The sequence below is a fragment of the Billgrantia sulfidoxydans genome (genome assembly GCF_017868775.1).
GTDB lineage: Bacteria > Pseudomonadota > Gammaproteobacteria > Pseudomonadales > Halomonadaceae > Halomonas > Halomonas sulfidoxydans.
In genome coordinates this window covers 4,146,044-4,170,035 of the sequence record NZ_CP053381.1, presented here as the reverse complement: position 1 = coordinate 4,170,035, position 23,992 = coordinate 4,146,044, and the positions used below count along the sequence as shown (strand labels likewise).

The following is a 23,992-nucleotide window of genomic DNA, read 5'->3' as shown; positions in this document are numbered from 1 at the left end:
CGGCCGGGGCGGGTAGGGCCGCCTTACAGGCAGGCTTCGATCTCTTCCAGAGACGGCAGGTTATCGAAGCTGCGGCTCATGTTGTAAGGCACGGAGACGTCGCGCCAGTTGGCGTAGTGCTGCAGGTAGCTGATCATGGAGTGGTAGACCTTGGCGTGCAGCGGGTCCTCGCAGGCGCCCTCCACGATCACCTCGTTGGTCACTTCCTGGATGCGCGCCATGTCCTCTTCGCCATAAGTGGAGATCTCCACGCCGGCCTCCTGGAACTTGACGGTGCCTTCGGTCGACTGGCGCTCGGACCAGGCCAGCGACCAGGCCAGGGTGGCGTCGGCGGCGATCTTCAGCTTCTCTTGGGTCTCCTCGGAGAGCGCGTCCCAGGCGTCCTTGTTGATCATCACGCCGAACACGCTGGCGGACTGGTGCCAGCCGGGCGTCGCCCAGTATTCGACGACCTCGGCAAAGCCGGCATTGTAGTCCACCCCCGGGGTGGAGAACTCGGCACCGTCGACGACGCCGCGTTCCACCGCCTGGTAGATCTCGCCGCCCGAGAGAGTGACCTGGGAGCCGCCCAGGCGCTCAAGGACCCGACCCTGGTCACGGCCCGAGAGGCGCAGGCGCTTGCCGTCCAGGTCGGCCAGGCTCTCGATCGGGGTGCGGCCCATGAAGCCGGATTCGTTGTTGGTGATGCCGTAGGGCAGGTAGACCATGTTGTACTGGCCGTAGACCTCCTGGTAGAGCTCGAAGCCACCCCACTGCTGAATCCAGTTCAGGTAGTCGACGCCGTTGAATAGGCTGGGCGTGGCGGCCAGGGGGGAGAACGCCGAGCTGCGCCCCGCCCAGTAGCCGGGCCAGTCACCCGAGGCCTCGATGCTGCCGGTCTCGGTGGCGTCGAACACCTCGGTGCCGGGCATCAGCGTACCGCCGGCGCGAAACTCGATCTGCAGCTCGTCGCCGGCGAGCTGGTTGACCAGCTCTGCCCAGTGGCGGTCGATCTCGATCAGGTCCAGGTTGTCCGGCCAGGTCGTGGTCATGGTCCAGCGTTCCTGGGCCTGGGCGGTGGAGGCGAAGGCCGCCAGGGCGATGCCCGCCGCCAGGCCGGTGAGGCCGAATGTCGTCTTCAGATTCTTCATGTCATGCTCCCTTTTGGGTCTTGTTGTATGCCGTAGTAGACGAGCCATGCCGACGGGCGCCGAGAGGCGCCCGAGGCCGCCCGGGATCACCGGTACGGCCGCTCGGCAAACAACGACAAGCTAGCATGCTGGCATGACAGGAATCGATAGCTTGCTTGGGTCGGGGCCTCGACGCGAGCGCGCCCGGGCGGGCCATCAGTTACGTTTAATTAAGATAAGCGCCAAATAGAGGTGTCTGTATTGCAAGGCAAAGCGACGCCAACTTGGCAAGCCGGGAGGGGAAAGCGCGCAGGGGGGCGATAGACCAAAGTCTGATTGGGTGCGGCAAGCCGACGGGCCCCCGCCGGCTTGCCGCGCGCCTTGGTGCCGGAGGCTCAGCGCCCGCTGTAGACATGGGCCGGCAGCCAGGTGGCCAGCGGTTCGAAGAAGAACACCAGGAACAGCCCGAGCAGCTGCAGCGCCACGAAGGGGGCCACGCCCTTGTAGATGTCGAGCGTGGTGATGCCGGGTGGACAGACACCCTTGATATAGAAGAGGGCGAATCCCACCGGCGGCGTCAGGAACGAGGTCTGCAGGCAGATGGCGAAGAGAATGGCGAACCATACCGGGTCGACCCCGAGGCTGAAGACCACCGGGGCCACCAGCGGCAGGATGATCAGCGTGATCTCCACCCAGTCGAGGAAGAAGCCGAGCAGGAACACCACCAGCATGACCGACAGCACCACGCCGGCGGGGCCGAAGGGCAGGCCGGAGATCGCGGCGCGGATGACGTCGTCGCCGCCGAGCCCCCGCAGTACCACCGCGAAGATGGTGGCGCCGACGAAGATACCGAAAATGAACGCCGTGGTACGGGTGGTCTGGTACAGCGCCTTGGTCACCACCTCGAGGCTCAGCCGGCGGCTGAACAGCGCGAGCAGCATGGCCCCCAGCGCGCCCACCGCCGACGCTTCGGTGGTGGTGGCGATCCCCAGGAAAATGGAGCCGAGCACCGCCACGATCAGCGCCATGGGGGGCAGCACCGCCAGCAGCACGTCGAACAGGGCTCTCGCCGTGAGCGGGGTGCGGTCCTGCGGCGCCGGTGCCAGATCCTTCTTGAGGTACGCCGCGATCACGATATAGCCGATGTACATCACACCAAGCATGACGCCCGGGATCAGGGCGCCCATGAACAGCCGGCCGACCGAGGCTTCGGAGGTGCCGAGGCGATCGGCCATCAGTACCAGCATGATGCTCGGCGGCACCAGGATGCCCAGCGTGCCGACCGAGCAGGCGGTACCCACCGCCAGCGACTTGTCGTACTTGGCCTGCAGCATGGGCCCGATCGACAGCATGCCGAGCAGCACCACCGAGGCGCCGACGATCCCGGTGGAGGCGGCCAGCAACACCCCGACGATGACCACGGTGACGGCATAGCCACCGCGGAGTCCGCCGAGCACCCGCACCAGCGAATTCATCAGCCGCTCGGCGATACCCGAACGGTCGAGCATGATGCCCATGAAGATGAACAGCGGCAGCGCCACCATCAGCTCGTTGGCGACGATGCCGTAGAGTCGTCTGTCGAGGACGCCGATGGTGCCGCCCCAACTGAACCAGAGGTCGGCGTGGAAGGTTTCGACCAGCAGGTGGCCGATGACGGCAAACAGGAAGCCGATGCCGGCCAGTGCCCAGGCCACGGGGAAGCCCAGCAGCAAAAGCCCCATGAAAGCGGCGAACATGCCGCTGACGAGAATTTCTTCAAGACCCATGTCGATCCTCGCGGAGGCGCGTTAGCGATGGTCCGCCGGGCGGCGCAGCGGCAGCTTCCGGGGAAAATCGAAGAGATAGGTGCAGCAGCGCAGCGCCCGTGACGACAGGGCGAGGGCGATCAGCGCCATGCCCAGCGGCAGCGTGCTCTTGATGATGAAGCGGTAGGGCAGCCCGCTGGGTGCCTGGGAGTGCTCGCCGCGCTCGAAGGAGCGGTAGGCGTACTCGGCCAGGCCGTCGACCATGAACGCGAGTACCGGCAGCACCAGCACGACGATGCCCAGCAGCTCGACCCAGGCCTGGAAGCGCAGCGAGAAGCGCTCGCGCAGGACGTCGACACGAACGTGATCGTCGGTGACCACGGCGTAGGCCAGGGTGAGGATCATGGTGGCGCCGAAGAAGTGCCAGGAGAGCTCCTCCAGGGCGATCGAGCCGCGCCCCAGGATGAAGCGGCTGAAGACGTTGGCCAGCACCACGGCGAGCGTGGCCAGCCAGAGCCAGGAGAGCCCCTTGCCGAGCACCGCGATGGCCGTATCGAGCGCGTGGCTGACGCGGTTCGTGGGCAGCTCCGGAGGGAGGGCGTGGGGGGAGTCGGAAGCGTGGGGTGTAGACATCGAGCAGCCTCTCGTTGCCGCAAGCCGGCAAGGTCGCCGGAGGCAAGTCTCCGGCGGCCGTCAGTGACGATCAGTTGGATTTCGGCGCGTAGTAGGCGCGCGGCAGATAACCCTTGTCGTGCCAGTTGCCGTGGACCTGCATCCACTCGCGCTGGCTCTCCAGCACACGGGCGAAGAGTTCGTCCTCGCCCGCCATCTGGTCCAGCACCTGCATGGTGACGGTTTCCAGTTCGGCCAGGATCTCGGGCGACAGGGTCTGGGCGTTCACGCCCTCGGCCTCGAAGCCGGCCAGCGCCTGGGGGTTCTCCCATTCGCTCTCGGAGAAGCCGAACAGCGTGGCGGAGCGGCAGCCGGTCTCGATCTGGGCGCGGCTCAGGTCGGAGAGGTCGTCCCACATCTCCCGGTTCACCAGCAGGTGCGAGGTGGTATAGGTCTGGTGCCAGCCCGGCATGACGTAGTGCTGCACGATCTCCTGCATGCCCAGGATGCGGTCCACTGCCGGGGCCGAGAACTCGGTGGCATCGATCGTGCCGCGCTCCATGGCCTGATAGAGTTCGCCACCGGGCAGCATGGTGACCGAGGCGCCCAGCTCTTCCATCACCCGACCGCCGATGCCGGCGAAGCGAATGCGCAGGCCATCGATCTGATCGAGGGAGTCCAGCGGCTCGGCGAACCAGCCGGCGGCTTCCGGCCCGATGACGCCGCACAGCAGCGCCTTCACGCCGTAGGGTTCGTACACTTCCTGCAGCAGGGCATCGCCGTCGCCGAAGTAGTGCCATGCCATGAAGGCGGGCGGCTCCATGCCGAAGGGCGGGCCCGACAGCAGCGGCAGCACCGGGATGCTGCCTTGGTCGTAGCCGATCCAGGTGAAGCCCGCCGGGTAACGCCCCTCCGAGACGGCGTCGAGGATCTCGAATGGCGGTATCAGCTCGCCCGGCTCGTAGTAGCGCAGTTGGATGTTGCCTCCGGAGATCGCTCCCAGCGTCTCGGAGAGGTGCACCACCGGTGTGCTCAGGCCGACCAGGTGCGAGGGGAAGGCGATGGGCACCTGCCAGCGCACGCTTTCCTGGGCGGTGGCGGTACCGGGCAGGGCAGCACCAGCCAGGACCACGGCGGCTGTCGTGGCGGTCAGTTTGAGGCGTGCGGCCAGACGAGGGCCAGTTGAGGCTTGCATAGACGCGACTCCACTTGTTGTGACGGGTATTGTTCTAGGAAAGGCCTATTCCAGCGCCGAAATTAGCCGCGAGGGTACTGGCAAAGCAACTGTGGAAAATTGGTAAGACCAATATCGCAAGTTCGCTTGGCGAACTTGCGAATGTCGGTGGCCACTTCGGGGAGCGAGGTTTTGTCGCGATTGTCGAGGAACGTGTCGGAAAACGTTGGCTTTTCAATATGAAAGTTTAGCAGGCTCATCGATTGGGCGGGCGCGTGATGTGCGACCAATTGCTGAGGCCGAGGGGTCCGCAAACGGGAAGGAGGGGGCAAGTGAGCGAGCGGGGTGTCTCGTCGATATTGAATTGGTCTGACCAAATGGGTCGATATGGCTGGCGCGGGCTGGTGTGGTCGGCCGCAGCTGCCGAGCCGGCCCGGCGCCAGGCCTGGGCCCTGTGGCAGGCGCGGGTCTGGCATTCCCCTTGCTGGGTATCGCCGGCGCCGCCCGAGGCACCGCTGCGCGGGGCGTGGCTGCCGCCTGCCAAGGCCAGGACCCGCCTGGGGCGAGAGCACGACCTGATCGTCTTCGATGGCGTATCCGCGACGGACGGTCTCGATGCGGATGCCTTCGGCGCCCTGAGCGGGACCCTGTGCGCCGGCGGTCTGCTGGTGCTGTTGACTCCGCCCTCCGTCGGGGCCGGCGCCGGCCGCTACATGGCCCGCCTGCTGGAACGGCTATCGCAGGCGACCGGTATCGCGCGGTGGACGCCCGGCAGCCCTCCGCAACTGCCCGAACTGCCCGCCGAGCCGCCGCGGCGCGAGGCCCCCGATGGCGACCCCGACTGCCTGACCCCTGATCAGGCCGAGGCGGTGAGGCGCCTGGTCGGCCTGCGGCGGCGGCGCCCGCTGGTGCTCACCGCCGACCGCGGGCGCGGCAAGAGCGCGGCGCTCGGCATTGCCTGTGCGCGGCTGCTGGAGGCGAGCCAGCAGCAGATTGGCGTGACGGCGCCGCGCCCCGAAGCGGTAGCGGCCCTCTTCGCGCGCCTGGAGGCGCTGCGCCCACTGGGCCGGCGTGAAGGCAACCGCTTCGTCGACGCGCAGGGCGGGGGCGTGGAGTTCCTCGCGCCCGACGAGCTGAGCGCCCGGGTCGAACGCGGCGAGGCCGGCGGGGCGGGCACCTGGCTGCTAGTCGACGAAGCCGCCGCCATTCCCGCCGCCCTGCTCGGCCACTGGCTCGAGGCCTTCCCGCGTATCGCCTTCGCCACCACCGTGCACGGTTACGAAGGCTCCGGGCGCGGTTTCGCCCTGCGCTTTCGCCAGCGGCTCGAGCGGCAGGCTCCTGACTGGCGCGAATTCCACCTCGTCACGCCGGTGCGCTGGGCCGAGGGCGACCCGCTCGAGCGACTGGTCGACGAGCTGCTGCTGCTCGATGCCGAGCCGCCACCGCCCATGGTCGCGTCGGCGCTCGAGACCGTGTCGTGGGAGCGCCCGGCCCTTGTCGCCGACGAAGGCGCCTTGCGCGAGATCTTCGGTCTGCTGGTACAGGCGCACTACCGCACCACGCCGGCCGACCTGCAGCGCCTGCTCGACGCGCCGGGGCTCGGCATCACCACGCTGGCGGCAGGGGGGCATGTTCAGGCCGTGGCGGTGTGCGCCGACGAAGGCGGCTTTACGCCCGAGCTGGCCGAGCGGGTGGCGCGCGGCGAGCGGCGTCTGCCCGGCCATCTGCTGGCCCAGTCGCTGGCCGCCCATGCCGGCTCCCGGGAGGCGCTGACGGCTCGCCTGCGCCGTGTGCAGCGCATTGCGGTGCACCCCCAGCGGCGGCGCGAGGGGCTGGGCCGGCGCCTGCTGGAGCAGGAACGAGAGGCCGCGCGCAGGGCCGGCGTCGACCTGCTGGGAGCCAGCTTCGGCGCCGAGCCGGGACTGCTGGCGTTCTGGCAGGCGCTGGGCTTTCGTACGGTGCGGCTGGGGCTGTCGCGGGAGACGTCGACGGGCGAGCACGCCGTGATGGTCGTCGCCCCGCTCGGTCCCGCAGGAGAGGCGCTGGCCGAGACGCTGTCGGCACGCTTCCAGCGCCTGCTGCCTGCCCTGCTGGCCTTCGAGCTTGCCGACCTGGACCCTCAGGTGGCGCTGGCGCTGCTGGCCGAAGGGCCGCGGCCGGCACCCGACGCAGTCGAACGCTGCGATATCGCCGACGTGGCCCATGGCCGCCGTGAGCCGGCACTGGCGCGCCCGGCCCTGCAGGGGCTGGTGCGACGGGCGGCAACGGCGGGCTGTCGCGAGCCCGACCTGGCCTGGCTTGCCGCCTGGGCCTTCCAGGGGCGCGATATCGCCTGGCTGGCGGCGCGCTGCGGCGCCGGAGGGCGGCGCCAGGCCATGGAGCGGCTGCGCGGGGTCGTGGCCCGCCTGCAGGAGGGAGATTCGGCATGCCCCGGGCGGGCTTTCCCCGGCGCCAGCGGCCCGGTAAGGTAGCCCGGTTACTCCCGAGCAGACGGATCATGAACGAACATCTCGAACAACTCGCGCCGCAGCCGCTGTGGCGCCACTTCCGCACCCTGTGCAACACGCCGCGGCCCTCGGGACACGAGGCCGAGCTGGTGGCCACTCTCGAGCGCTGGGCCGAGCGGCAGGGGCTGGCGCATGACCGTGACGACTTCGGCAACCTGCGCATTCGCAAGCCGGCCTCGCCCGGCAGGGAGGGCGCCCCCGGTGTCATCCTGCAGGGGCATCTCGACATGGTGGCCCAGGCCAACGCCGATCACCCCCACGACTTTACCCGCGACCCGATCGAGACCTATGTGGAAGGCGGCTGGCTGCGAGCCCGGCATACCACGCTGGGGGCCGACAACGGCCTCGGCGTGGCTGCGGCGCTGGCGATCCTGGAGGATGACGGGCTGGTGCACGGCCCGCTGGAGGCGCTGTTCACCCTCGAGGAGGAGACCTCCATGGGTGGCGCCCTGCAGCTAGCGGAACACTGGCTCGAGGGGGATGTGCTGCTCAACCTGGATTCGGAGGATCGCGGCGAGGTCTTCATCGGCTGTGCCGGCGGTGCCGACATCGTGGTGGAGGCCCAGCTTCCCACCGCCGAGCCAGGGCCCGACGAGGTCGCCGTGCAGCTGGCCCTGACCGGCCTGAAAGGCGGCCATTCCGGTATCGACATCCACCGCGGCCGCGGCAACGCCAACCGCCTGCTGGTCCGGGTGCTGAGAGCGCTGGAAGCCTACGATGTCCGCCTGGCCGGCTATCGCGGCGGGACCCTGCGCAACGCCATTCCGCGCGAGGCCTTTGCCACCCTGGTGCTGCCCGCCGACGAGGCCGAGGCCGCCGCGCGCCGCGTGGCGGCGCTGGAGCAGGAGCTGCGCGCCGAGCTGGCCGGGGTCGAAGAGGAGATGATGCTGACCATCACGCCGCTCGAGGCCCGCCCCCTCCAGGCGCTGCATGCCCATGCCAGCCGCATGCTGCTGGCGGCGCTCAACGTGGCGCCCCACGGCGTGGAGCGCATGAGCAGTGCGGTGCCCGGCGTGGTCGAGACCTCGAACAACCTGGGGGTGGTGAGCCTCGACGAGGGGCGCTTTTACCTCTGCGCCCTGGTGCGTTCGCTGCGCGACAGCGCGCTGGACGACCTGGCCGACCGCTTCCGCGGGCTATTCGACCTGATCGGTGCGCGCACTCGGGTCGAGAACGCCTACCCCGGCTGGACGCCGTCGCCTGACAGTGCTCTGCTGGCACGCTTCCAGCGCCTGCACCGGCAACTCCTGGACAGCGAGCCGGCGGTCAAGGTGATCCACGCGGGGCTGGAGTGCGGCATCCTCGCCGGCAAGTATCCCGGTCTCGAGATGATCTCGTTCGGCCCTTCGATCCGCGGCGCCCACTCGCCCGACGAGCGGGTCGAGCTGAGTTCGGTGGAAGAGTTCTGGGTACTGCTGCGGGCGCTGGTCGAAGACCTGGCCGACGACGCAGCGGCGCGGGGCGGCTGAGCCGCGCAGGAACGCCGCTCGCCGGATGCGAGCGGCGGGAGAGCTGGGCCGTCTCAGGCGTGCTGGCGGCTGTGCTTGCCCTCGGCGATCTCCTCGACGAGCTTGCTGCAGAACGCCGCGAGATCGTCGGGCTTGCGGCTGGTGACCAGGCCGCTGTCGACCACGACCTCCTGGTCGACCCACTCGGCCCCGGCATTGCGCAGGTCCTGCGCCACCGAGGGGTAGGAGGTCATGCGGCGGCCCTTGGCGACGCCTGCGTTGATCAGCACCCACGGGCCGTGACAGATCGCACCGACCGGCTTGTGGGCCTCGAAGAAGCGCCGGGTAAAGGCCAGCGCCTGCTCGTTCTGGCGCAGGGCGTCGGGGTTGAACAGGCCGCCGGGCAGCTCCAGCGCGTCGTAGTCGTCGGCATTGGCCTGCTCCAGGCGACGATCGACGTCATAGGAAGGGCCCCAGTCGGTCTTCGCCCAGGCGCGGATGCTGTCCTTGTCCGGCGCGATCACGTGCACCGTGGCGCCCTCGCGCTCGAGTGCGGCCTTGGGTTCGCTGAGTTCCGATTCCTCGAAGCCATCGGTGGCCAGGATGGCGACGGTCTTGCCGTTCAGCTTCTCGCTCATGAGCTACCTCCTTGCAAGCTGTGGTCACTGGCTCCGCCAGCGTGGTTGGCGAGTCGCATTTGCATGCACTTGATAGCGTTGTGGCGGACGACGCCGACGGCAAGGGGAAGAATGTTGCGAATCGTCAAGCGACTCGTCGGCGCCGCTCATGGAGCGCGGGAGCCGGGGCGTGCCCCGGCCCTCGCCAGGACGACGCTCAGCCCAGGTAGGCGTTGAGCATCCACACGGTCTTCTCCTGCTCGCGGATGTAGTCGCCGGCCTGTGCGGCGGTGCCTTCATCGTCGGCGTCCGCGGCCGTCGACAGCAGGTCGCGCTGCAGTTCGATCAGGGTCTGGTAGCCCTCGAGCACGCCACGTACGCAGGCCTCGCCGTCGTGCACGTCCTTGTCCTCGCGGATCCGCGCCATCGAGACGTAGTCGCTGTAGGCGTGTACCGGCTTGTGCCCCAGGGTCAGGATGCGCTCGGCCACTTCGTCGACCTTGGTCAGCAAATCGGTGTAGAACTCCTCGAACTTGGCGTGCAGTTCGAAGAACTGGGGTCCCTTCACGTTCCAGTGATAGCCGCGCACGTTCATGTAGAAGACCTGGTAGTTGGCCAGCAGGACGTTGAGCTTTTCGGCGAGCTGGTGGGCGCTGTCCTGATGCAGGCCGATGGCATTGGTGTCGCTCATGGCGTACTCCTTTCGCGTGCGAATGTGTGGCTGCCAAGTCTAGAGCGCAGTGACGCGATGCTTAAGCAATATCTGCCCATGGTTGCGATAGACTACATGCATGAAAGGCCAATCGCGGTCGCCGCCGGCCAGACGCTGCGTGCCCGTATCGCGGCCGTCGGCGCCGTCGCTCGGGAACCCTTGGGCTCTGCGGGACTCTCAAGGCGTCAGACGACCTTGCAAGGTGGGCCGGGCTGCGTAGACTGCGGCCAATGACGAACAGGAGAACCTCCATGCGTCTGTGGTGGATGATGCCCGGCCTGGCCTTGCTGGCCGGCTGCGAGACGACGCCGTCGGTACTGCCTTCCGCGGAGCCGCGGCCCGCCGTGGAGTGCCGTTGGGAGACCGAAGGTGTCGAGTCTCGCGAGTGGGTCCGCCGCGGCCTCGACGCGCTGGAGGCGGAGGACTTCGTGGTGCGGGACACCGAGCTGGCGCTGGGAGTGGTCAGCGCCGAGCGCACCCGTACCATTCCGGGCTACGGCGACCGCTACGACGACTGGGAGCGTACCGGTTTCTTCGGTGGCTTCGGCCTGGGCCGCGGTCGCGGCGTCTCCACCGGAGTGATGATCGGCTTCGGCGGTGCCGGCGGCAGCATCACCCAAGACGCCACTCAGCTCGAACGCGTCTCGGTGGTCGCCGACGAGGGCTGGGTGCGGGTCAGCCGCGACATTCAGGTGATCGACTGGCGCGGCGAGCTGCGCGAGACGCGAAGCGGCAGCGATGCCGCCTTCTGCGGTTCGCTGCGCCAGGCCATGCAGGCCGCCCGAGTGAGGGAGGAGCCCTGATGCGGGGACTTGCCATGGCGCTGCTGCTCGTCGCGCTGGCGGGCTGTGCCACCACCATGCCGCCACCGGAGCCGCGTGAACTGACGCTCGCGGCAGCGCCCGAGGCGACGCTGCAGGAGATCGTCGGCCTGCTGATGGAAGAGGGCTATGTGATCCGCCATGCCGATGCCGAACTGGGGCGCGTCGAGGCGGTGCTGGCGCGCTGGCCGGGCTATCGGGTCCGGGCGGAGGTCGCTTCCGCCGGCCAGGGCGCTCGAGCTTCGCTGACGGCGACCCGAGGCGGCAGGCCGCTGCCGCCGCACCTGCTCGACCCGCTGCTGGCCGAGCTGCAGCGTCGGCTGGGGCTGGCGCCGCGATAACCGACAACCCCTTTGCATGAGCTCATTTGCCACATGAACCGATTGCGCCAACTCTGCCATGCCAGCGCGAGACGCGCCTGGCTGGCGGGCCTGCTCGTCCTGCTGTTGCCCGGCCTGGCCCTGGCCCATCCGCATGGCTGGATCGACATCCGCGTGCGCCTGGTGGTCGACGAGGCGGGGCGACTCGAAGCGCTGCATCAGGCCTGGCGCATGGACCCATTCTACAGCCTGGTCCTCATCGAGGAGCTGAGCCAGACCGAAGGCGGGCTGGAGGCGGGGCTCGACCGGCTGGGAGGCGAGATCCGCGGCAACCTGGCGCCGTTCGACTACTTTACCGAGGTGCGCGTGGGAGACGACAAGCTGAGCCTCGGCGAGGTGACCGAGTACACCGTGATGGAGCGCGACGGCCGGGTCGAGTTCGTCTTCCTGCTGCCGCTGGCGGCGCCCAGGGCGCTGAGCGAGCAGACGCTGCAGTACCAGGTATTCGACCCCACCTACTACCTGGAGGTGGTCCACGAGGCGGAGGACGACACGCCACGGGAAGAGGCGCTGACGGTCGGCGGCGAGCTGAGCTGCACCACGAACATCCTGCCTGCCGACCCCGATCCCGAGCGGGTGATGGAAGCGGCCCAGCTCGACATGGACGATGAGGCCGAGCCCGGCCTGGGGCGGCATTTCGCCGAAACCGGGGTGGTGACATGCGAGTGATGGCCAGGGCGATCGCGAGGGCGCCGGCCAGGACCTGGTGGATCGGACTGGTGCTGCTGGCCATCGCCGGGCTGCTGCTGTTTCTCGGCCAGGGCGGGCTGCAGTCATTGAGCCTGCAGCTGGTGGCCTGGCAGCGCGACTTCCATCGTGCCCTGACCTTGGCGATCAGCGAATTTTCCGGCGCGCCCTCGACGGGGGCGTGGGGGGCGCTGCTCGGTGTCAGCTTCGGCTATGGTGTCTTCCATGCCGCCGGCCCCGGACATGGCAAGGCGGTGCTGACGACTTACCTGCTCTCGCAGGGCGGCGCGGTGCGCCGGGCGCTCGCGCTCTCCTTCGCCGCCTCGCTGTTGCAGGGGTTGGTGGCCATCGGCTTGGTCGTGGTGCTGGTTCACGGCCTGGGCTGGGTGACCCGCCAGGCCATGGGCAGCGTCGCCTGGGTCGAACAGGCCAGCTTTTTGATGGTGGCTTTGCTTGGCGGCTGGCTGTGCCTGAGAGCGATTCGTCAGCTGCGACGGCCGGCCGGGAGCCACGCGTCTCTCGCCCATGACCACGCGCATGACCACGACCACGATCACACCTGCTGCGGCGGCCAGCACCACGTCGACCCGCGCCGGGCGGCCGACTGGCGCACCGCGCTGGCCACGGTGGTGGCCATCGGCATTCGTCCCTGCAGCGGCGGCGTGCTGTTGCTGGGCGCGGCCACCCTGCTGGGCCAGTTCGCGGTCGGGGTGGCGGCGGTCATGGTGATGGCGCTGGGCACGGCGCTGACCGTCTCCGGCCTGGCGCTGGCCAGCGTCGTGGCGCGCGGCTGGGCCGAACGGCAGTTGCTGAAGCAGAATGGCATGCCACGGGTGGGACGTCTGCTGAGCTGGGCAGCCCTGGGTGGCGGGCTCGTCATCATGGCGCTGGGCATCTCGCTCTCCGTCACCGGCGTGACGCAACCCGCCTCGGCGCCCCTGCTCGGGGAGCCGCCGGCCCGCAGCAATCCGCCGGAGGGCTCGTCACCGCCCGGCGGGCATCCCCTGGGCGGCTGAGCGTATTCAGAGCCGCTGCTTCAGCCCATCCAGCTGCGCCAGCAGGTGGTCGCGCATGCTGGCCAGGCCGTTCAGGTCGTAGGGCTGCGGCTGGCCCTGACCCCATATGGGCCCCGGCCAGGCGTCGTCGTCGCGCAGGCGGGCGACGACGTGCACGTGCAGCTGAGCGACCACGTTGCCCAGGTTGGCCACGTTGATCTTGTCGGCCCGGGTCAGGGCCTTGAGCATGCGCCCCACCTCGCCGGCCTCGCGCCATAGCTGCTGCTGGTCCGCCTCGTCCAGGTCGAACACTTCGCTGACACCTTCACGCCGGGGAATCAGAATCAGCCAGGGGAAGCGGGAATCGTCCATCAGGCGCAGCTGGCACAGCGGCAGTTCCGTGACCGGGTAGCTGTCCCTGACCAGGCGCTCATCCAATGCTACTGACGGCATCTCTCCCCTCCGCGACGGTGACGATAGAGGTCATCATGACACAGCCGGGCGCGAAGCGCCTGACACGCAAGCAAGCAAGCGAAGCGGGACGACAGCGGCTAGAGTGAAGGAACGAGCCCTGACGGAGAGGAGGTAAGCAACATGAAGCGGACGGTGGCGGTGCTGCTGGCGGCTCTCTTGGGACTGTCGCTGCTCAGCGGCTGCAATACCATGCGTGGCATGGGCGAGGACATCGAACAAGGTGGCGAGGCGATCCAGCGGCAGTCGTCGTCATATTAGCGGTTATGCAAAGCGGCAAAGGGCTGTTACGCTTAAGTGGCCATTGCTTCACGGAAAGGAATGGATTTCCCTAAATCGTTTCAAGGAGATACGACCATGAAGAAAGCAATTGCCCTGAGTTTTGCCCTGCTGATGACCGCCGGTGCCCTGGCGGGGTGCAACACCATGGAAGGTGCCGGCGAGGACGTCGAGCGCGGCGGTCAGGCCGTGCAGGACGCCGCCGAGTAAACACCTGCGGTCCGGCCTGGCAGCGCACGGGTGACCTGGCAGTCTCCCGTGTGCTGCCTGAACGCAACCGCTTCGCCCCCCTTCCCATCGTAGCGAGATCTTGCCCATGGTAAGCCCACTGCGGTTGTGTCTGGTCACCGTCGGCCTGACGTTCCTGACAGGTTGTACCTCCATGTCGAATTCCGGTAATGCAGCGCACGACCCCGCCCCCAAGCCGCCTCGTGTTAGCGGCAGTGAGGACGCCTGCGGCGCGCAGCGCGTGCAGGATCGGCTCGGCCGCCGCTACGACGAAGCGCTGGGTGAATCGATACGCCGGGAAAGCGGCGCCGCCACGCTGCGGGTCATCCGCCCGGGGCAGGCCTACACCCTGGAATACCGGGGCGATCGCATCAACGTCCATATCGACGACGGCGACACCATCACCGACATCGGCTGCGGCTGACGGAGACGTTCCAACGGCCTCGGCAGACGGGCGGTTCATGCTTGCCGTTGGTCGTCCCTATGCGTCAGCGCCCCGCCGGCTCTGCCCGTGCTCCGCCTGGGTCTGGCGCTCGGCCTCCTCGGCCTGCTTGCGCAGCTTCTTGCGCAGGGCCGCCTTCTCGAAGCGCAACCGCTGCAGCGGCGTCGCCAGCGTCAGCGGCGGTACCCGCGCCGGCTTGCCGTCGGCATCCACCGCCACCATGGTCAGGTAGCAGCTGTTGGTGTGGCGGATCAGCTTGCGCTGGATGTCCTCGGCGACCACCTTGATCCCGATCTCCATCGAGGAGCGGCCGACATGGTTGACGCAGGCCAGGAAGGTGACCAGCTCGCCGACGTGGATCGGCTGCTTGAACAGCACCTGGTCGACCGACAGCGTGACCACGTAGTGGCCGGAATAGCGGCTGGCGCAGGCGTAGGCCACCTCGTCGAGCTTCTTGAGGATGGCGCCGCCGTGCACCTTGCCGCTGAAGTTGGCCATGTCGGGGGTCATCAGCACGGTCATGGTCAGTTCGTGCTGGCCGGGCAGGGCGTGTTCGTCCATCGGGAGGCTCTCGTCGTCGGGTTTCCCACAGCATAACGTTTTCCCCGGCGCGAAGGCATCGAGGCCACGCAACCCAACCGGTGTCGGCTCGTCTCGACGCCGGAACCGGTGGTTGGCGGGCGATCGGGTGCGACGCAAGCGCCGAGGCGCCCCGGCATGCCCGGGGCCGCTCTCGGTGGTGGAGTGCTCAGAACCAGGTCAGGCCAATCGAGATGATCACCCCGGTGATGATCAGCTGGATCAGGCAGTAGCCCATGATGTCCTTGGCCTTCAGCCCGGCGATGGCGAGCACCGGCAGGGCCCAGAACGGCTGCAGCAGGTTGGTCCAGGCGTCGCCCCAGGCTACGGCCATGGCCACGCGCGGGATGTCCACGCCGAGCGCTTCGGCCGCCGGCAGCATGACCGGGGCCTGAACCGCCCATTGGCCACCGCCGGAGGGCACGAACAGGTTGACGATGCCGGCGCTGATGAAGGACCAGAACGGCAGCGAGGTCTCGGTGGCGAAGGCGATCAGCCCTTCGGACATGGATTCGGCCAGCCCCGACTGCACCATGATCGCCATGATCCCCGCGTAGAAGGGGAATTGGATGACGATGCCGGCACCGCCCTTGATCGCCTCGTTGAGGCTCTCCAGCAGGCTGCGCGGCGTGCGGTGCAGCACGATGGCCAGGAACAGGAACATGAAGTTGACGATGTTGAGGTTCAGGCCGCCGTCGCGCAGCACGAAGTGGTCGAGCAGGAAGATCACCCCGGGAATGCCGACCAGCCAGGCGAGGGTGACGCTGTTCTCCAGGCGTTCGGCGGGGCGCGTGAGGCGCACCCGTGTGGCTGGGGCGTCGTCGAGCAGCTTGGGGTCGACGTAGACGCTCTCCTTGTCGTCGGGGAGCATCGCGCGGTTGACCAGCGGGATGGCGACGAACAGGCACACCACCAGCGCCAGGTTGAAGAACGCGAAGATGGTCGAGCCGGTGCCGATGACGCCGATCTGCTCGGCGGTGAAGTGGCCTTCGGTGGCGATGGTCAGCGGGATGGAGCCGGCCAGGCCCCCGTGCCAGACCACGAAGCCGGAGTAGGCGCTGGCCACCAGCAGGCGATAGTCGACCCGCACCAGGCGGGCCAGCTCCTTGGCGAACAGCGCCCCCACCACCAGGCCGAAGCCCCAGTTGATCCAGCTGGCCAGCAGCGAGACCAGCGTCACCAGCAGGATGGCGTGGCCGGCGTTCCTGGCCAGGCCGGCGAGCCGCTGCAGCAGGCGCTTGACCGGAGGCGAGCTGGCCAGCATGAAGCCGGTCACCAGGATCAACAGCATCTGCATGGAGAAGGTCAGCAGGTTCCAGAAGCCGTCGCCCCAGTAGCGCATCACCGCCAGCGGCGTCTGGCGCTCCACACCGATGGCAGCGGCGGCAGCGATGATGGTCAGCAGCAGCACGAAGATGAAGGGGTCCGGCAGATAGCGTTCGACCAGCTTGACGGCAGGTCTCGACAGCATTCTTAGCATGGCGGCGTCGCTTCTTCTGGTTGTCTTGGGTGCGTCTGAGAAAAATAGCGCAAGGTCATCGGCTTGCCCTAATAAAAAGGTCTCCGGCTCAGAGCGGGCGATCGGGCATCCGCGCTGCGGGTACCAGGTTCGGGCGCTGGCACCAGCGGCTGCGCCGATGATGCCAATAGTAGCCGGCCAGTACCAGCGAGCGTACCGTGGCGAAGATCAGAAAGGCCAGCCATAAGGCATGGTTCTCGTAACCCGGCGCGGCAATCGCCTGGCCCAGCCACCAGCAGGGCAGGTAGGCCGCCAGCGCGATGAAAATGCTGTTGCGCATCTCGCGGATCGCCGTGGCGCCGATGAAGACCCCGTCGAGCAGGTAGCTCCAGACGGCGATCAGCGGCATGGCCACCATCCAGGGCAGGTACTCGCCGGCGGTCTGCCGCACCTCGGGCAGGCCGGTCAGCAGGGCGATGAGCTGGTGGCCGCCCAGGGCGAAGGCGAGCGCCGCGGCGGTGGCCGTCAGCAGCGAGAAGCGGGCGGCGGCGCGCACGGCCAGGCCGAACTCGTCCCAGCGCCGACGCCCCACGGCGTGTCCCGTCGTGGCCTCGGCGGCATGGGCGAAGCCGTCCAGGGCGTAGCTGGTGAGCATGATGAACTGCATCAGCACGGCATTGGCGGCCAGCACGGTGTCGCCCTGCGCCGCCCCGCGCGAGGTGAAGAAGGCCATGGCGAACAGCAGCCCCAGGGTGCGCAGGAAGAGGTTGGCGTTGACTTGGAACAGCTCGCCGTAGGCGGCGAGCCGAAACAGCCGTTCACGCAGGAAGCGGCCCTGCAGCAGTTTCAGTTGTCGCAGCACCAGCCAGCCGCCGAAGGCCAGCGCCGTGTAATCGGCGATCACCGTGGCCCAGGCCACGCCGTCGCTGGTCATGCCGAGCCCGACCACGAACAGCAGGTCCAGCGCGATGTTGACGCTGTTGGTCAGCACCAGGATGGCCAGCGTCACCCGCGAATTCTGCTGCCCCAGGAACCAGCCGAGGATGGCGTAGTTGGCCAGCACCGCCGGCGCCGAGAGAATGCGGATCCGGGCATATTCCTCGGCAAGCCCGGTGGCGACCGCGCTGCCGTCGAGCAGCCACAACCCGAGGGCGATCAGCGGCCTGGAGAACAGGATCAGCAGCGCACCGATGGCCATGGCCAGCAGCAGCGACTGGCCCAGCAGGTTGCGCACCTCGCTGTCGCTCTCGCGGCCCACGGCCTGGGAGGTTAGCCCGGTGGTGCCCATGCGCAGGAAGCCGAAGCCCCAGTAGAGAAAGCTGAACAGGGTCGCGCCCAGCGTTACCCCGGCCAGGTAGCGCGAATCCGGCAGGTGGCCGACCACCGCCGTATCCACCAGCCCTAGCAGCGGCACGGTGACGTTGGAAAGTATGATCGGCCAGGCCAGTGTCCAGATGCGCCGCCGGGCGGCGGCAAGCGTCTCGGCGGTCACCACATCTAGCCCCCGGTGTTGGACGAATCGAGCAGCATGGCGGGCAGGTGGGTGTAATGCAACAGCCCCGCCGCAGCGGGCCGAGAAGGGTGGCTGTCGAGGCAGCGCGACAGCGGAAATAGACTCAGGCGGCGGTGATCAGCCGGTACTTGGCCATCAGTTCGTCCTGGGTCTCGCGGCGTTCGGGGTCGAGGGGGATGCAGTCGACCGGGCACACCTGCTGGCACTGCGGTTCGTCGTAGTGACCGACGCACTCGGTGCAGCAGCTGGGGTCGATGACGTAGATCTCCTCGCCCGCCGAGATGGCGTCGTTGGGACATTCGGGCTCGCAGACGTCGCAGTTGATGCACTCGTCGGTGATCATCAGGGCCATGGGGCTACCTCGCGATCGGGCAGGCCGCGTCCGGCCGTGCCCAAGATGAAGCGGCTCGGGAATTGCCGAGTAATACGGTCAGGTATTGTAATGCTTGCGCAGCGTTTCGGCGACCCTGGGATGCACCAGGCGCGATACATCGCCCCCGAGCTTGGCGATCTCGCGCACGATAGTGGAGGAGATGTAGGAGTTCTCCACCGCCGGGGTGAGGAAAACACTCTCGAGCTCCGGCGCCTGGGCGCGGTACATGTTGGCGAGCTGCAGCTCGTACTCGAAGTCGGACACCGCACGCAGGCCGCGCAGGATGATGCGGGCGCCCTGGTCGGCCATGAGGTCGGTGAGCAGGCCCGAAAAGCCGACCACCTCGACGTTGTCGAGCTGCGCCGACACCTCGCGGGCCAGGGCGATGCGGGTATCGAGATCCAGCGCCGGGTTCTTGCCGGGACTGGCCGAGATCGCCACCACTACCTTGTCGAACAGCAAGGAGGCGCGTTCGATGAGGTCGAAGTGGCCGTGGGTGATGGGGTCGAAGGTGCCGGGATAGACCGCGATTTTCATGGCGCTCCGCTCATTGCACGGCTGAAGAGAGCTCAGGGTAACCGTCCGTGGCCGGGGCGACAACGCCGAACCGGGTCCGGCGAATCAGTCGTCCAGCGTGCCGAAGGGGTTGTCCACCGCGAGCGACACCGGGCGCGTGTAGCCGGGGATGGTGATGTCGGTGGCACTGACTTCGAGCTCCGGTCCTTCCAGCACGCCCTCGCCGAAGCGATAGCGCGCCTGGTAGTGACCGCCATCGGCCTGGGCTAGATAGGCCTGGCTGGCCTGGCGGGTGGCGTCGCGTCGTTCGCGCCAGGCCGCGACGGCGGCTTCGCCATGGCGTTTCAGCAGCAGGCGCTCGGTCACGGCGGGCGACAGCACCACCCCGGTGGCGTTGTTGCCGCCGAAGCCCTTGGCGTTGATGAAGGCGGCATCGGCCGCGAAGGGCACCGGTTCTCGCGAGAAGCGCAGCCGCTCGGCATGGACATCGTCGGCGACCGCGTCGAGAGTAGGGATGCCCGGCAGCAGGCCGTGGGCGAAGCTGCCCAGGGCGCTGGTCAACTGGTCGCCGGCGGCGCTGCCCTGGGAGTGGCCGACGAAGGCCTTCACCGCCACCACGGGCCAGTGATCGATGCCGTTGGCCCGGGCGACCAGGTCGAAGACGTGGGATTCGGTCACGCGGTTCTTCGGCGTGCTGGTGCCGTGGGCATGCACGAAGGTGCGCTCCCGCAGTGCCTCGTCGCCCAGCATGGCGCGTACCAGCGCGGCCGCCTTGCCCAGGGTGATGTAGTTGCCGATGCCGGGCGCGGAGATGGAGCGCTTCCAGCCGTCGGCGTTGACGAATACACCCGGCACGCTGCCCAGTATCTCGGCGCCGATTTCCAGCGCCAGCGCGTCGTCGAGGAGCAGCACGAACTGGCTGGCCTCGGCGATGGTGAAGCCGCAGTTGCGCGCGAAGGGGCGGCAGGCGCGCTGGTAGTCGGCGTCGGTGAGCAGCTCCAGGGCGTCCAGCGCCTTGAGGCTCTCGTCGTCGGCCAGCGCGCCCATGGCGCGGAAGCCCTCGATGATCTCGGGGGTCACCGGCGCGTCGGAGGTGCCCACCATCACCGCGCGGCGCTGGCCGCTGCGGATGTCCTCGACCCCCAGGCGCAGGTTGTAGAGGAAGCTGGCGCAGGCGCCGAGCACGGCGCCGGTACCGCCGACGCTGCCCAGCACATAGGCGTTGAGGAAGTCGGCCGGCATCTGCCCGTAGCCCAGCGGCATCTGCTTGGAGGTGGCACGGTTGCCCGAGACGAAGCTCTTGAGCAGCCCGCCCCAGCCCTCGTCGTCGAGCTGGCCGATGGAGTTGCCGGCATAGACGGCGATCTCGTCGGGGTCGAGGCGGTCGCGCAGGACTTCCCAATCGAGGCCGCTGCTGGCCAGGCAGTCGCTGGCGGCGAAGATCGACATCGACAGGCCGCGGGGATGGTGCACGCTGCGGTAGTAGCGGCTGGGGTCGAAGCCGCTGGGCAGCTGGCCGGCGGCCCGCACCTGGGCCGGCCGGGTCTCCGGCAGCAGCACGTCGAGTTCGCCGGGGGGGACCGTGACCTCCAGGGTGTGGCGATCCAGCTCGCGCACCTGCCAGGTGGGGGGCAGCCGCTCGGGCAGCTGGCGGCGGCGAATGCTGAAGGTCAGCTCGGCGCCCAGGCCCAGGCCGGCGCGGCGATTGGCCGGCAGGCCATCGTCATTGAAGCGGGGGTCTTCGATGCGCCGGATCAAGGTGTGGTCGAGCACCTGGGCGCGGCAGTTCTCGGCCAGCCGGTCGGCGTCGATGGTATCTCCGGCGGCGTCGTACCAGGCGCCTTCCCGACAGCTGCCCAGGCCCATCAGGGCGGCCAGGCCGAGCAGCAGCGCCTGCTGTTCGGCTTCGGGAAGGGCGTCGATCACGGTGCGACGAAATGCTTGATGGCCTGAGGTACGACCGGCGGCGTTGACGCCGCCCATGCCGACGATCACCGGTAAGTGTGACAAGCCGCTTTCCTCGTTGTGCTGTTCGTGCGAGTCGATAACGTCAATATGAGGGTGACGATCATAGCACCCGCCTCGGGACGCCGTCATGGGCGTGCGGCCCATGTTTCGGCCGCCGGCGATTGAACAAACGTTTGAAATAAGGCGGTGGAAGCGCTAAGCTGACGGGGCTGTTTGAGTCATACGAGTGGGTATGTGGGCGCTCCCTGTCCTTGGGGTGCGCCTTTTTTTTGCCCCTCGCCTGGGGCGCCATGGCTGCTAGAATGGCCAGTTCGTCAGCCACCGAACCGCTCACGCAATGCATGCCACTTCCCGCGTCATCGCCACCAACCAGCTCGGCCCGCACAAGGACGTCGCCCGGCGCGTCGCGCGTGCGCTCGACCACCCCCTGCGCAAGCCGGTGGCCGCTCACACGCGAGAGGCGTTCGAGCGGGCCCGGGCCTGGTACGAGCAGCAGGGCGGCGGCCGCCGGCCGCTGATCCTCGATGCCGGCTGCGGCGTGGGGCTGTCGACGCGGCAGCTGGCCGCCCGCTTCGACGATCATCTGGTCATCGGCGTCGACCGCAGCGCCGACCGTCTCTCGCGGGCGCATGGCGAAGTGGGCGGCAACGCGCTGCTGGTGCGTGCCGACCTGGTGGATTTCTGGCGCCTGGCGCTGGCCAGCGGCTGGCAGCCGGCGCGGCACTACCTGCTCTATCCCAACCCCTATCCCAAGTCGGCACACCTCAAGCAGCGCTGGCACGGCCATCCGGTGCTGCCGGTGATCCTGGCGCTGGGCGGGCGGCTGGAGCTGCGCTCCAACTGGCGGCTCTACGTGGAGGAATTCGCCCTGGCGCTGCATCAGGTCACCGGCGTGGCGGCACCCGTGGAGCCCTTCGTCCCCGGCGAGCGCTACCTGACGCCCTTTGAACGAAAGTACCACCTCAGCGGTCAGTCTCTCTGGCGCCTGGCGGCCGATCTGCCCCACGCCCCGCAGCTCGTACCCGGCGTATCGCAGGAGGTGAACTGATGGCGTTCGTCTACCTGGCGCTGGCCATCGTGGCGGAAGTCGTCGCCACCAGTGCGCTCAAGGCCACCGACGGCTTCACCCGCCCCGGCCCCAGTTTGCTGGTGGTGGTCGGCTATGCGATCGCCTTCTTCATGCTGTCGCTGGTGCTGCGCACCATCCCGGTCGGTATTGCCTATGCCATCTGGGCCGGTCTGGGTATCGTGCTGGTGGCCCTGGTGGGGATCGTGGTGTACGGCCAGCGGCCCGATCTGCCGGCCGTACTGGGTATCGGCCTGATCGTCACCGGTGTGGTGGTGATCCAGCTTTTCTCACGCATTTCCGCCCACTGATTCGGCTTCATGAGTTCTGGATGGATCCTGTTGCAATGTTGATTCGTGCTGCTGTCAGGCTTCGCTACCTGCTCCTCTTCGGCCTCTCGCTGCTGCCCCTGGTCGCGTCGGCGGCGGGCTTCGCGGCGCTGGAGAAAATGACCGAGCGAGGCTTTCTGATTAGCGCCGAGGCCCGGCTGCTTGGGGATGCCGGCCGCCCCGGCGAAGTGCTCGGCGCCATCGAGCCGGGGCGCCAGCTGTCGCCGGCCTCGGTGTCCAAGGCCTACCTGGCGGCGGCGGCGCTCGACCGTTGGGGGCCGCAGCATCGCTTCACCACGCGCCTGGTCAGCAGCGCCGAGCTCGACGCCGACGGCGTGCTGCGCGGCGACCTGATCCTCGATGGTGGCGGCGACCCGGCGCTGACCACCGAGGATTTGTGGCGCCTGGCCCAGCGGCTGCACCAGGCCGGCGTACGCGAGGTCGAAGGGCGTCTGGTGGTCAGCCAGTGGCGCTTCGGCCCGGTGGCGTGCATCACCACCGACCGCTGCGCGGCCGAGTCGCGCGCCGCCAACAGCTACAGCGCGCTGCTCTCCTCGGCGGGGGTCAACCACGGCAACTGGTGCGTCAACGTGGCGCCGGGCGCATCCGCGGGCGAGCCGGCACGGGTGACCAGCTGCGACAGCCAGTCGCTGATCGTGGAGATCGACAACCGGATGGAGACGCGCGCGGCCGGAACTGCCACCGAGTTCAGCGCCGAGCGCATCACCCGCGAAGAGGACGAGGTGATGCTGCTGCGCGGTCATATCGCGCTCAACGCCGCGCCGCGCGACGTCTACCGTGCCAGCGGCGACCCCGCGCGCCAGACCGCGCGCACCCTGGCGGCCATGCTCGAGCAGGCCGGCATCGCCATTGGCGCCGGCTATGCCACCACCACCGAACCGCCGCCCGCGTCCGCCCATGCCCTGGCGACGGTGGAGGGCAGGCCGCTGCAGGAACTGCTGCTGCAGGTGATGAACTATTCCAACAACTTCATGGCCGACGTGCTGGCGCTCAACCTGGTCGACGCGCCACGGGCGACCCTGCTGCAAGCGGGGGAGGCGATCCAGGATTACGTGGCCGGGTTGCCCGATCACGGTCCGGTGGTGATGCTCAGCGGCAGCGGCCTGACCACCGAGAACCGCACCTCGGCCAGCGGCGCCAACACGCTGCTGGAGAGCATGTTCCACCGCACCTCGCTGTTTCCCAGCTTCGTTGCCAGCTTCCAGTCGCCGGCCAACGGCGTATCCCGCTTCATTCGCCGCGGCTCGCCGCTGGTCCAGGATCGTCTCATGCTCAAGACCGGCACCCTCAACCAGCCCTATGCGGTACGCGCCGTCAGCGGCTACTTCCGTGCGCGCTCGGGACGCTGGGGCGTGTTCACGGTACTGGTCAATGGCACCGCCTCCACGCCCTGGCTCAACTGGGCCCAGGTGCTGGACCCCCTGGCCCAGGACCTGGAGCGCATGATCGAGGCGCACTGAGTTCCACCTGCACGTAAGGATTGCGAGACGATGAAACCAGCGCGTACCGGATGGCGGCACATCATCGATGCCACGGGCTACTCCCTCAAGGGGCTCAGGTTTGCCTTTCGTCATGAGACGGCGTTTCGCCAGGAGCTGGCCCTGTGCGTGGTGATGCTGCCGCTGGCCTGGTGGATCGGCTCCGGGCCGGTGGAGTGGATCCTGCTGGTGGGCAGCTGCCTGCTGGTGCTCACCGTGGAGCTGATCAACAGCGCCATCGAGAGCGTGGTGGACCGCATCGGCACCGAGCACCACGAGCTGTCGGGGCGGGCCAAGGACATCGGCTCGGCGGCGGTGCTGCTGGCCCTGCTGGCCGCCGGCCTGACCTGGGGGCTGCTCATCTGGCAGAAATTCTTCGGCTGAATGCCGCCGTGTCACCCCCCAGGGGTGCCCCCGCGCCGATGCCTTCGATATGCTGAGGGGACCTCAGCTGCGATAAGGC

General features: G+C 68.4%; 26 protein-coding genes. 13 read left to right on the top strand and 13 right to left on the bottom strand.

The window, feature by feature from the left end:
- Positions 1-23 precede the first annotated feature (23 nt).
- The 4 genes from dctP to HNO51_RS19345 all read right to left on the bottom strand — a co-directional run bounded on the left by dctP (position 24) and on the right by HNO51_RS19345 (position 4,661).
- Positions 24-1,130: a TRAP transporter substrate-binding protein DctP gene (gene dctP, locus HNO51_RS19360; protein WP_197448777.1), complete on the bottom strand. Its 1,107-nt coding sequence runs from the start codon at positions 1,128-1,130 to the stop codon at positions 24-26.
- A 374-nt stretch (positions 1,131-1,504) separates the two neighbouring features.
- A complete protein-coding gene (locus HNO51_RS19355; protein ID WP_209538131.1) occupies positions 1,505-2,875 on the bottom strand; it encodes a TRAP transporter large permease in 1,371 nt (456 codons plus the stop codon).
- Between the two features lie 21 nt (positions 2,876-2,896).
- Positions 2,897-3,487 (bottom strand): TRAP transporter small permease subunit, encoded by a 591-nt coding sequence (locus tag HNO51_RS19350; protein ID WP_197448775.1) that lies wholly within the window; start codon positions 3,485-3,487, stop codon positions 2,897-2,899.
- Between the two features lie 70 nt (positions 3,488-3,557).
- Positions 3,558-4,661 carry a TRAP transporter substrate-binding protein gene (locus tag HNO51_RS19345; RefSeq protein WP_209538130.1) on the bottom strand — a complete coding sequence of 368 codons (1,104 nt, stop codon included), beginning with the start codon at positions 4,659-4,661 and terminating at the stop codon, positions 3,558-3,560.
- A gap of 257 nt (positions 4,662-4,918) precedes the next feature.
- Here HNO51_RS19345 and HNO51_RS19340 point away from each other — a divergent pair, with 257 nt between their 5' ends.
- On the top strand, positions 4,919-7,111 hold the full coding sequence (locus HNO51_RS19340; protein ID WP_479688689.1) for a tRNA(Met) cytidine acetyltransferase TmcA: 2,193 nt from the start codon (positions 4,919-4,921) through the stop codon (positions 7,109-7,111).
- A 26-nt stretch (positions 7,112-7,137) separates the two neighbouring features.
- The gene (locus tag HNO51_RS19335) at positions 7,138-8,616 is read left to right on the top strand and encodes an aminoacyl-histidine dipeptidase (protein WP_197448772.1); all 1,479 of its coding nucleotides are present in this window, start codon (positions 7,138-7,140) and stop codon (positions 8,614-8,616) included.
- 53 nt (positions 8,617-8,669) lie between these two features.
- On the opposite strand, the gene HNO51_RS19330 is transcribed toward HNO51_RS19335, so the two are convergent.
- A complete protein-coding gene (locus HNO51_RS19330) occupies positions 8,670-9,233 on the bottom strand; it encodes a type 1 glutamine amidotransferase domain-containing protein (RefSeq protein WP_209538128.1) in 564 nt (187 codons plus the stop codon).
- A gap of 196 nt (positions 9,234-9,429) precedes the next feature.
- A complete protein-coding gene (locus HNO51_RS19325) occupies positions 9,430-9,903 on the bottom strand; it encodes a Dps family protein (protein WP_197448770.1) in 474 nt (157 codons plus the stop codon).
- 272 nt (positions 9,904-10,175) lie between these two features.
- Between HNO51_RS19325 and HNO51_RS19320 the strand changes: the two genes are divergently transcribed.
- The 4 genes from HNO51_RS19320 to HNO51_RS19305 are packed head-to-tail and all read left to right on the top strand — an operon-like array spanning position 10,176 to position 12,828.
- Positions 10,176-10,727 carry a hypothetical protein gene (locus tag HNO51_RS19320; protein ID WP_209538127.1) on the top strand — a complete coding sequence of 184 codons (552 nt, stop codon included), beginning with the start codon at positions 10,176-10,178 and terminating at the stop codon, positions 10,725-10,727.
- Positions 10,727-11,086, top strand: a complete 360-nt coding sequence (locus HNO51_RS19315) for a hypothetical protein (RefSeq protein ID WP_197448768.1) — start codon at positions 10,727-10,729, stop codon at positions 11,084-11,086. The genes HNO51_RS19320 and HNO51_RS19315 overlap by 1 nt, the downstream gene beginning before the upstream one ends.
- A gap of 33 nt (positions 11,087-11,119) precedes the next feature.
- Positions 11,120-11,794: a DUF1007 family protein gene (locus HNO51_RS19310; protein WP_209538126.1), complete on the top strand. Its 675-nt coding sequence runs from the start codon at positions 11,120-11,122 to the stop codon at positions 11,792-11,794.
- The gene (locus HNO51_RS19305) at positions 11,785-12,828 is read left to right on the top strand and encodes a nickel/cobalt transporter (protein WP_234283750.1); all 1,044 of its coding nucleotides are present in this window, start codon (positions 11,785-11,787) and stop codon (positions 12,826-12,828) included. The genes HNO51_RS19310 and HNO51_RS19305 overlap by 10 nt, the downstream gene beginning before the upstream one ends.
- Positions 12,829-12,834: 6 nt before the next feature.
- Here HNO51_RS19305 and HNO51_RS19300 read toward each other — a convergent pair whose 3' ends face one another.
- Positions 12,835-13,260: an HIT domain-containing protein gene (locus HNO51_RS19300; RefSeq protein ID WP_197448766.1), complete on the bottom strand. Its 426-nt coding sequence runs from the start codon at positions 13,258-13,260 to the stop codon at positions 12,835-12,837.
- Positions 13,261-13,401: 141 nt separating this feature from the next.
- Here HNO51_RS19300 and HNO51_RS19295 point away from each other — a divergent pair, with 141 nt between their 5' ends.
- From HNO51_RS19295 to HNO51_RS19285, 3 genes are all read left to right on the top strand, one after another.
- Positions 13,402-13,539 (top strand): entericidin A/B family lipoprotein, encoded by a 138-nt coding sequence (locus HNO51_RS19295; protein WP_197448765.1) that lies wholly within the window; start codon positions 13,402-13,404, stop codon positions 13,537-13,539.
- Between the two features lie 96 nt (positions 13,540-13,635).
- Entirely contained in the window at positions 13,636-13,767 is a 132-nt protein-coding gene (locus HNO51_RS19290; RefSeq protein WP_104204325.1) for an entericidin A/B family lipoprotein, read from the top strand.
- 172 nt (positions 13,768-13,939) lie between these two features.
- Positions 13,940-14,209 (top strand): I78 family peptidase inhibitor, encoded by a 270-nt coding sequence (locus tag HNO51_RS19285; protein ID WP_197451121.1) that lies wholly within the window; start codon positions 13,940-13,942, stop codon positions 14,207-14,209.
- A 57-nt stretch (positions 14,210-14,266) separates the two neighbouring features.
- Here HNO51_RS19285 and HNO51_RS19280 read toward each other — a convergent pair whose 3' ends face one another.
- The 6 genes from HNO51_RS19280 to HNO51_RS19255 form a co-directional block, all read right to left on the bottom strand.
- Positions 14,267-14,788 (bottom strand): acyl-CoA thioesterase, encoded by a 522-nt coding sequence (locus HNO51_RS19280; RefSeq protein WP_197448764.1) that lies wholly within the window; start codon positions 14,786-14,788, stop codon positions 14,267-14,269.
- Between the two features lie 187 nt (positions 14,789-14,975).
- Positions 14,976-16,286, bottom strand: a complete 1,311-nt coding sequence (locus tag HNO51_RS19275; protein ID WP_197448763.1) for a short-chain fatty acid transporter — start codon at positions 16,284-16,286, stop codon at positions 14,976-14,978.
- Positions 16,287-16,374: 88 nt separating this feature from the next.
- The gene (locus HNO51_RS19270; RefSeq protein WP_209538125.1) at positions 16,375-17,757 is read right to left on the bottom strand and encodes an MATE family efflux transporter; all 1,383 of its coding nucleotides are present in this window, start codon (positions 17,755-17,757) and stop codon (positions 16,375-16,377) included.
- 124 nt (positions 17,758-17,881) lie between these two features.
- On the bottom strand, positions 17,882-18,130 hold the full coding sequence (locus HNO51_RS19265) for a YfhL family 4Fe-4S dicluster ferredoxin (protein WP_209538124.1): 249 nt from the start codon (positions 18,128-18,130) through the stop codon (positions 17,882-17,884).
- A 78-nt stretch (positions 18,131-18,208) separates the two neighbouring features.
- Positions 18,209-18,688 carry a pantetheine-phosphate adenylyltransferase gene (gene coaD, locus HNO51_RS19260; RefSeq protein WP_197448760.1) on the bottom strand — a complete coding sequence of 160 codons (480 nt, stop codon included), beginning with the start codon at positions 18,686-18,688 and terminating at the stop codon, positions 18,209-18,211.
- Positions 18,689-18,772: 84 nt separating this feature from the next.
- The gene (locus HNO51_RS19255; protein ID WP_197451120.1) at positions 18,773-20,650 is read right to left on the bottom strand and encodes a beta-ketoacyl synthase; all 1,878 of its coding nucleotides are present in this window, start codon (positions 20,648-20,650) and stop codon (positions 18,773-18,775) included.
- Between the two features lie 322 nt (positions 20,651-20,972).
- Here HNO51_RS19255 and trmB point away from each other — a divergent pair, with 322 nt between their 5' ends.
- Genes trmB through HNO51_RS19235 form a run of 4 tightly spaced genes read left to right on the top strand, consistent with a single transcriptional unit; the run spans position 20,973 to position 23,913 of the window.
- Entirely contained in the window at positions 20,973-21,683 is a 711-nt protein-coding gene (gene trmB / locus HNO51_RS19250) for a tRNA (guanine(46)-N(7))-methyltransferase TrmB (RefSeq protein ID WP_209538123.1), read from the top strand.
- Entirely contained in the window at positions 21,680-22,012 is a 333-nt protein-coding gene (locus HNO51_RS19245) for a DMT family transporter (RefSeq protein WP_209539270.1), read from the top strand. The genes trmB and HNO51_RS19245 overlap by 4 nt, the downstream gene beginning before the upstream one ends.
- A gap of 20 nt (positions 22,013-22,032) precedes the next feature.
- Positions 22,033-23,511 carry a D-alanyl-D-alanine carboxypeptidase/D-alanyl-D-alanine endopeptidase gene (gene dacB, locus HNO51_RS19240; protein ID WP_242597159.1) on the top strand — a complete coding sequence of 493 codons (1,479 nt, stop codon included), beginning with the start codon at positions 22,033-22,035 and terminating at the stop codon, positions 23,509-23,511.
- A gap of 30 nt (positions 23,512-23,541) precedes the next feature.
- Positions 23,542-23,913, top strand: coding sequence for a diacylglycerol kinase (locus tag HNO51_RS19235; protein ID WP_197448757.1), 372 nt, complete (start codon positions 23,542-23,544; stop codon positions 23,911-23,913).
- Positions 23,914-23,992 lie beyond the last annotated feature (79 nt).

Coding starts and splice junctions, on each gene's coding strand:
- HNO51_RS19325 (WP_197448770.1), bottom strand. CDS start 9,903: ATGAGCGACACCAATGCCATCGGCCTGCATCAGGACAGCGCCCACCAG.
- HNO51_RS19310 (WP_209538126.1), top strand. CDS start 11,120: ATGAACCGATTGCGCCAACTCTGCCATGCCAGCGCGAGACGCGCCTGG.
- HNO51_RS19340 (WP_479688689.1), top strand. CDS start 4,919: ATGTGCGACCAATTGCTGAGGCCGAGGGGTCCGCAAACGGGAAGGAGG.
- HNO51_RS19285 (WP_197451121.1), top strand. CDS start 13,940: ATGTCGAATTCCGGTAATGCAGCGCACGACCCCGCCCCCAAGCCGCCT.
- HNO51_RS19280 (WP_197448764.1), bottom strand. CDS start 14,788: ATGGACGAACACGCCCTGCCCGGCCAGCACGAACTGACCATGACCGTG.
- HNO51_RS19350 (WP_197448775.1), bottom strand. CDS start 3,487: ATGTCTACACCCCACGCTTCCGACTCCCCCCACGCCCTCCCTCCGGAG.
- HNO51_RS19335 (WP_197448772.1), top strand. CDS start 7,138: ATGAACGAACATCTCGAACAACTCGCGCCGCAGCCGCTGTGGCGCCAC.
- HNO51_RS19315 (WP_197448768.1), top strand. CDS start 10,727: ATGCGGGGACTTGCCATGGCGCTGCTGCTCGTCGCGCTGGCGGGCTGT.
- HNO51_RS19235 (WP_197448757.1), top strand. CDS start 23,542: ATGAAACCAGCGCGTACCGGATGGCGGCACATCATCGATGCCACGGGC.
- trmB (WP_209538123.1), top strand. CDS start 20,973: ATGCATGCCACTTCCCGCGTCATCGCCACCAACCAGCTCGGCCCGCAC.
- HNO51_RS19275 (WP_197448763.1), bottom strand. CDS start 16,286: ATGCTAAGAATGCTGTCGAGACCTGCCGTCAAGCTGGTCGAACGCTAT.
- HNO51_RS19265 (WP_209538124.1), bottom strand. CDS start 18,130: ATGGCCCTGATGATCACCGACGAGTGCATCAACTGCGACGTCTGCGAG.
- HNO51_RS19345 (WP_209538130.1), bottom strand. CDS start 4,661: ATGCAAGCCTCAACTGGCCCTCGTCTGGCCGCACGCCTCAAACTGACC.
- HNO51_RS19355 (WP_209538131.1), bottom strand. CDS start 2,875: ATGGGTCTTGAAGAAATTCTCGTCAGCGGCATGTTCGCCGCTTTCATG.
- dacB (WP_242597159.1), top strand. CDS start 22,033: ATGGATCCTGTTGCAATGTTGATTCGTGCTGCTGTCAGGCTTCGCTAC.
- HNO51_RS19295 (WP_197448765.1), top strand. CDS start 13,402: ATGAAGCGGACGGTGGCGGTGCTGCTGGCGGCTCTCTTGGGACTGTCG.
- dctP (WP_197448777.1), bottom strand. CDS start 1,130: ATGAAGAATCTGAAGACGACATTCGGCCTCACCGGCCTGGCGGCGGGC.
- coaD (WP_197448760.1), bottom strand. CDS start 18,688: ATGAAAATCGCGGTCTATCCCGGCACCTTCGACCCCATCACCCACGGC.
- HNO51_RS19290 (WP_104204325.1), top strand. CDS start 13,636: ATGAAGAAAGCAATTGCCCTGAGTTTTGCCCTGCTGATGACCGCCGGT.
- HNO51_RS19305 (WP_234283750.1), top strand. CDS start 11,785: ATGCGAGTGATGGCCAGGGCGATCGCGAGGGCGCCGGCCAGGACCTGG.
- HNO51_RS19320 (WP_209538127.1), top strand. CDS start 10,176: ATGCGTCTGTGGTGGATGATGCCCGGCCTGGCCTTGCTGGCCGGCTGC.
- HNO51_RS19300 (WP_197448766.1), bottom strand. CDS start 13,260: ATGCCGTCAGTAGCATTGGATGAGCGCCTGGTCAGGGACAGCTACCCG.
- HNO51_RS19330 (WP_209538128.1), bottom strand. CDS start 9,233: ATGAGCGAGAAGCTGAACGGCAAGACCGTCGCCATCCTGGCCACCGAT.
- HNO51_RS19255 (WP_197451120.1), bottom strand. CDS start 20,650: ATGGGCGGCGTCAACGCCGCCGGTCGTACCTCAGGCCATCAAGCATTT.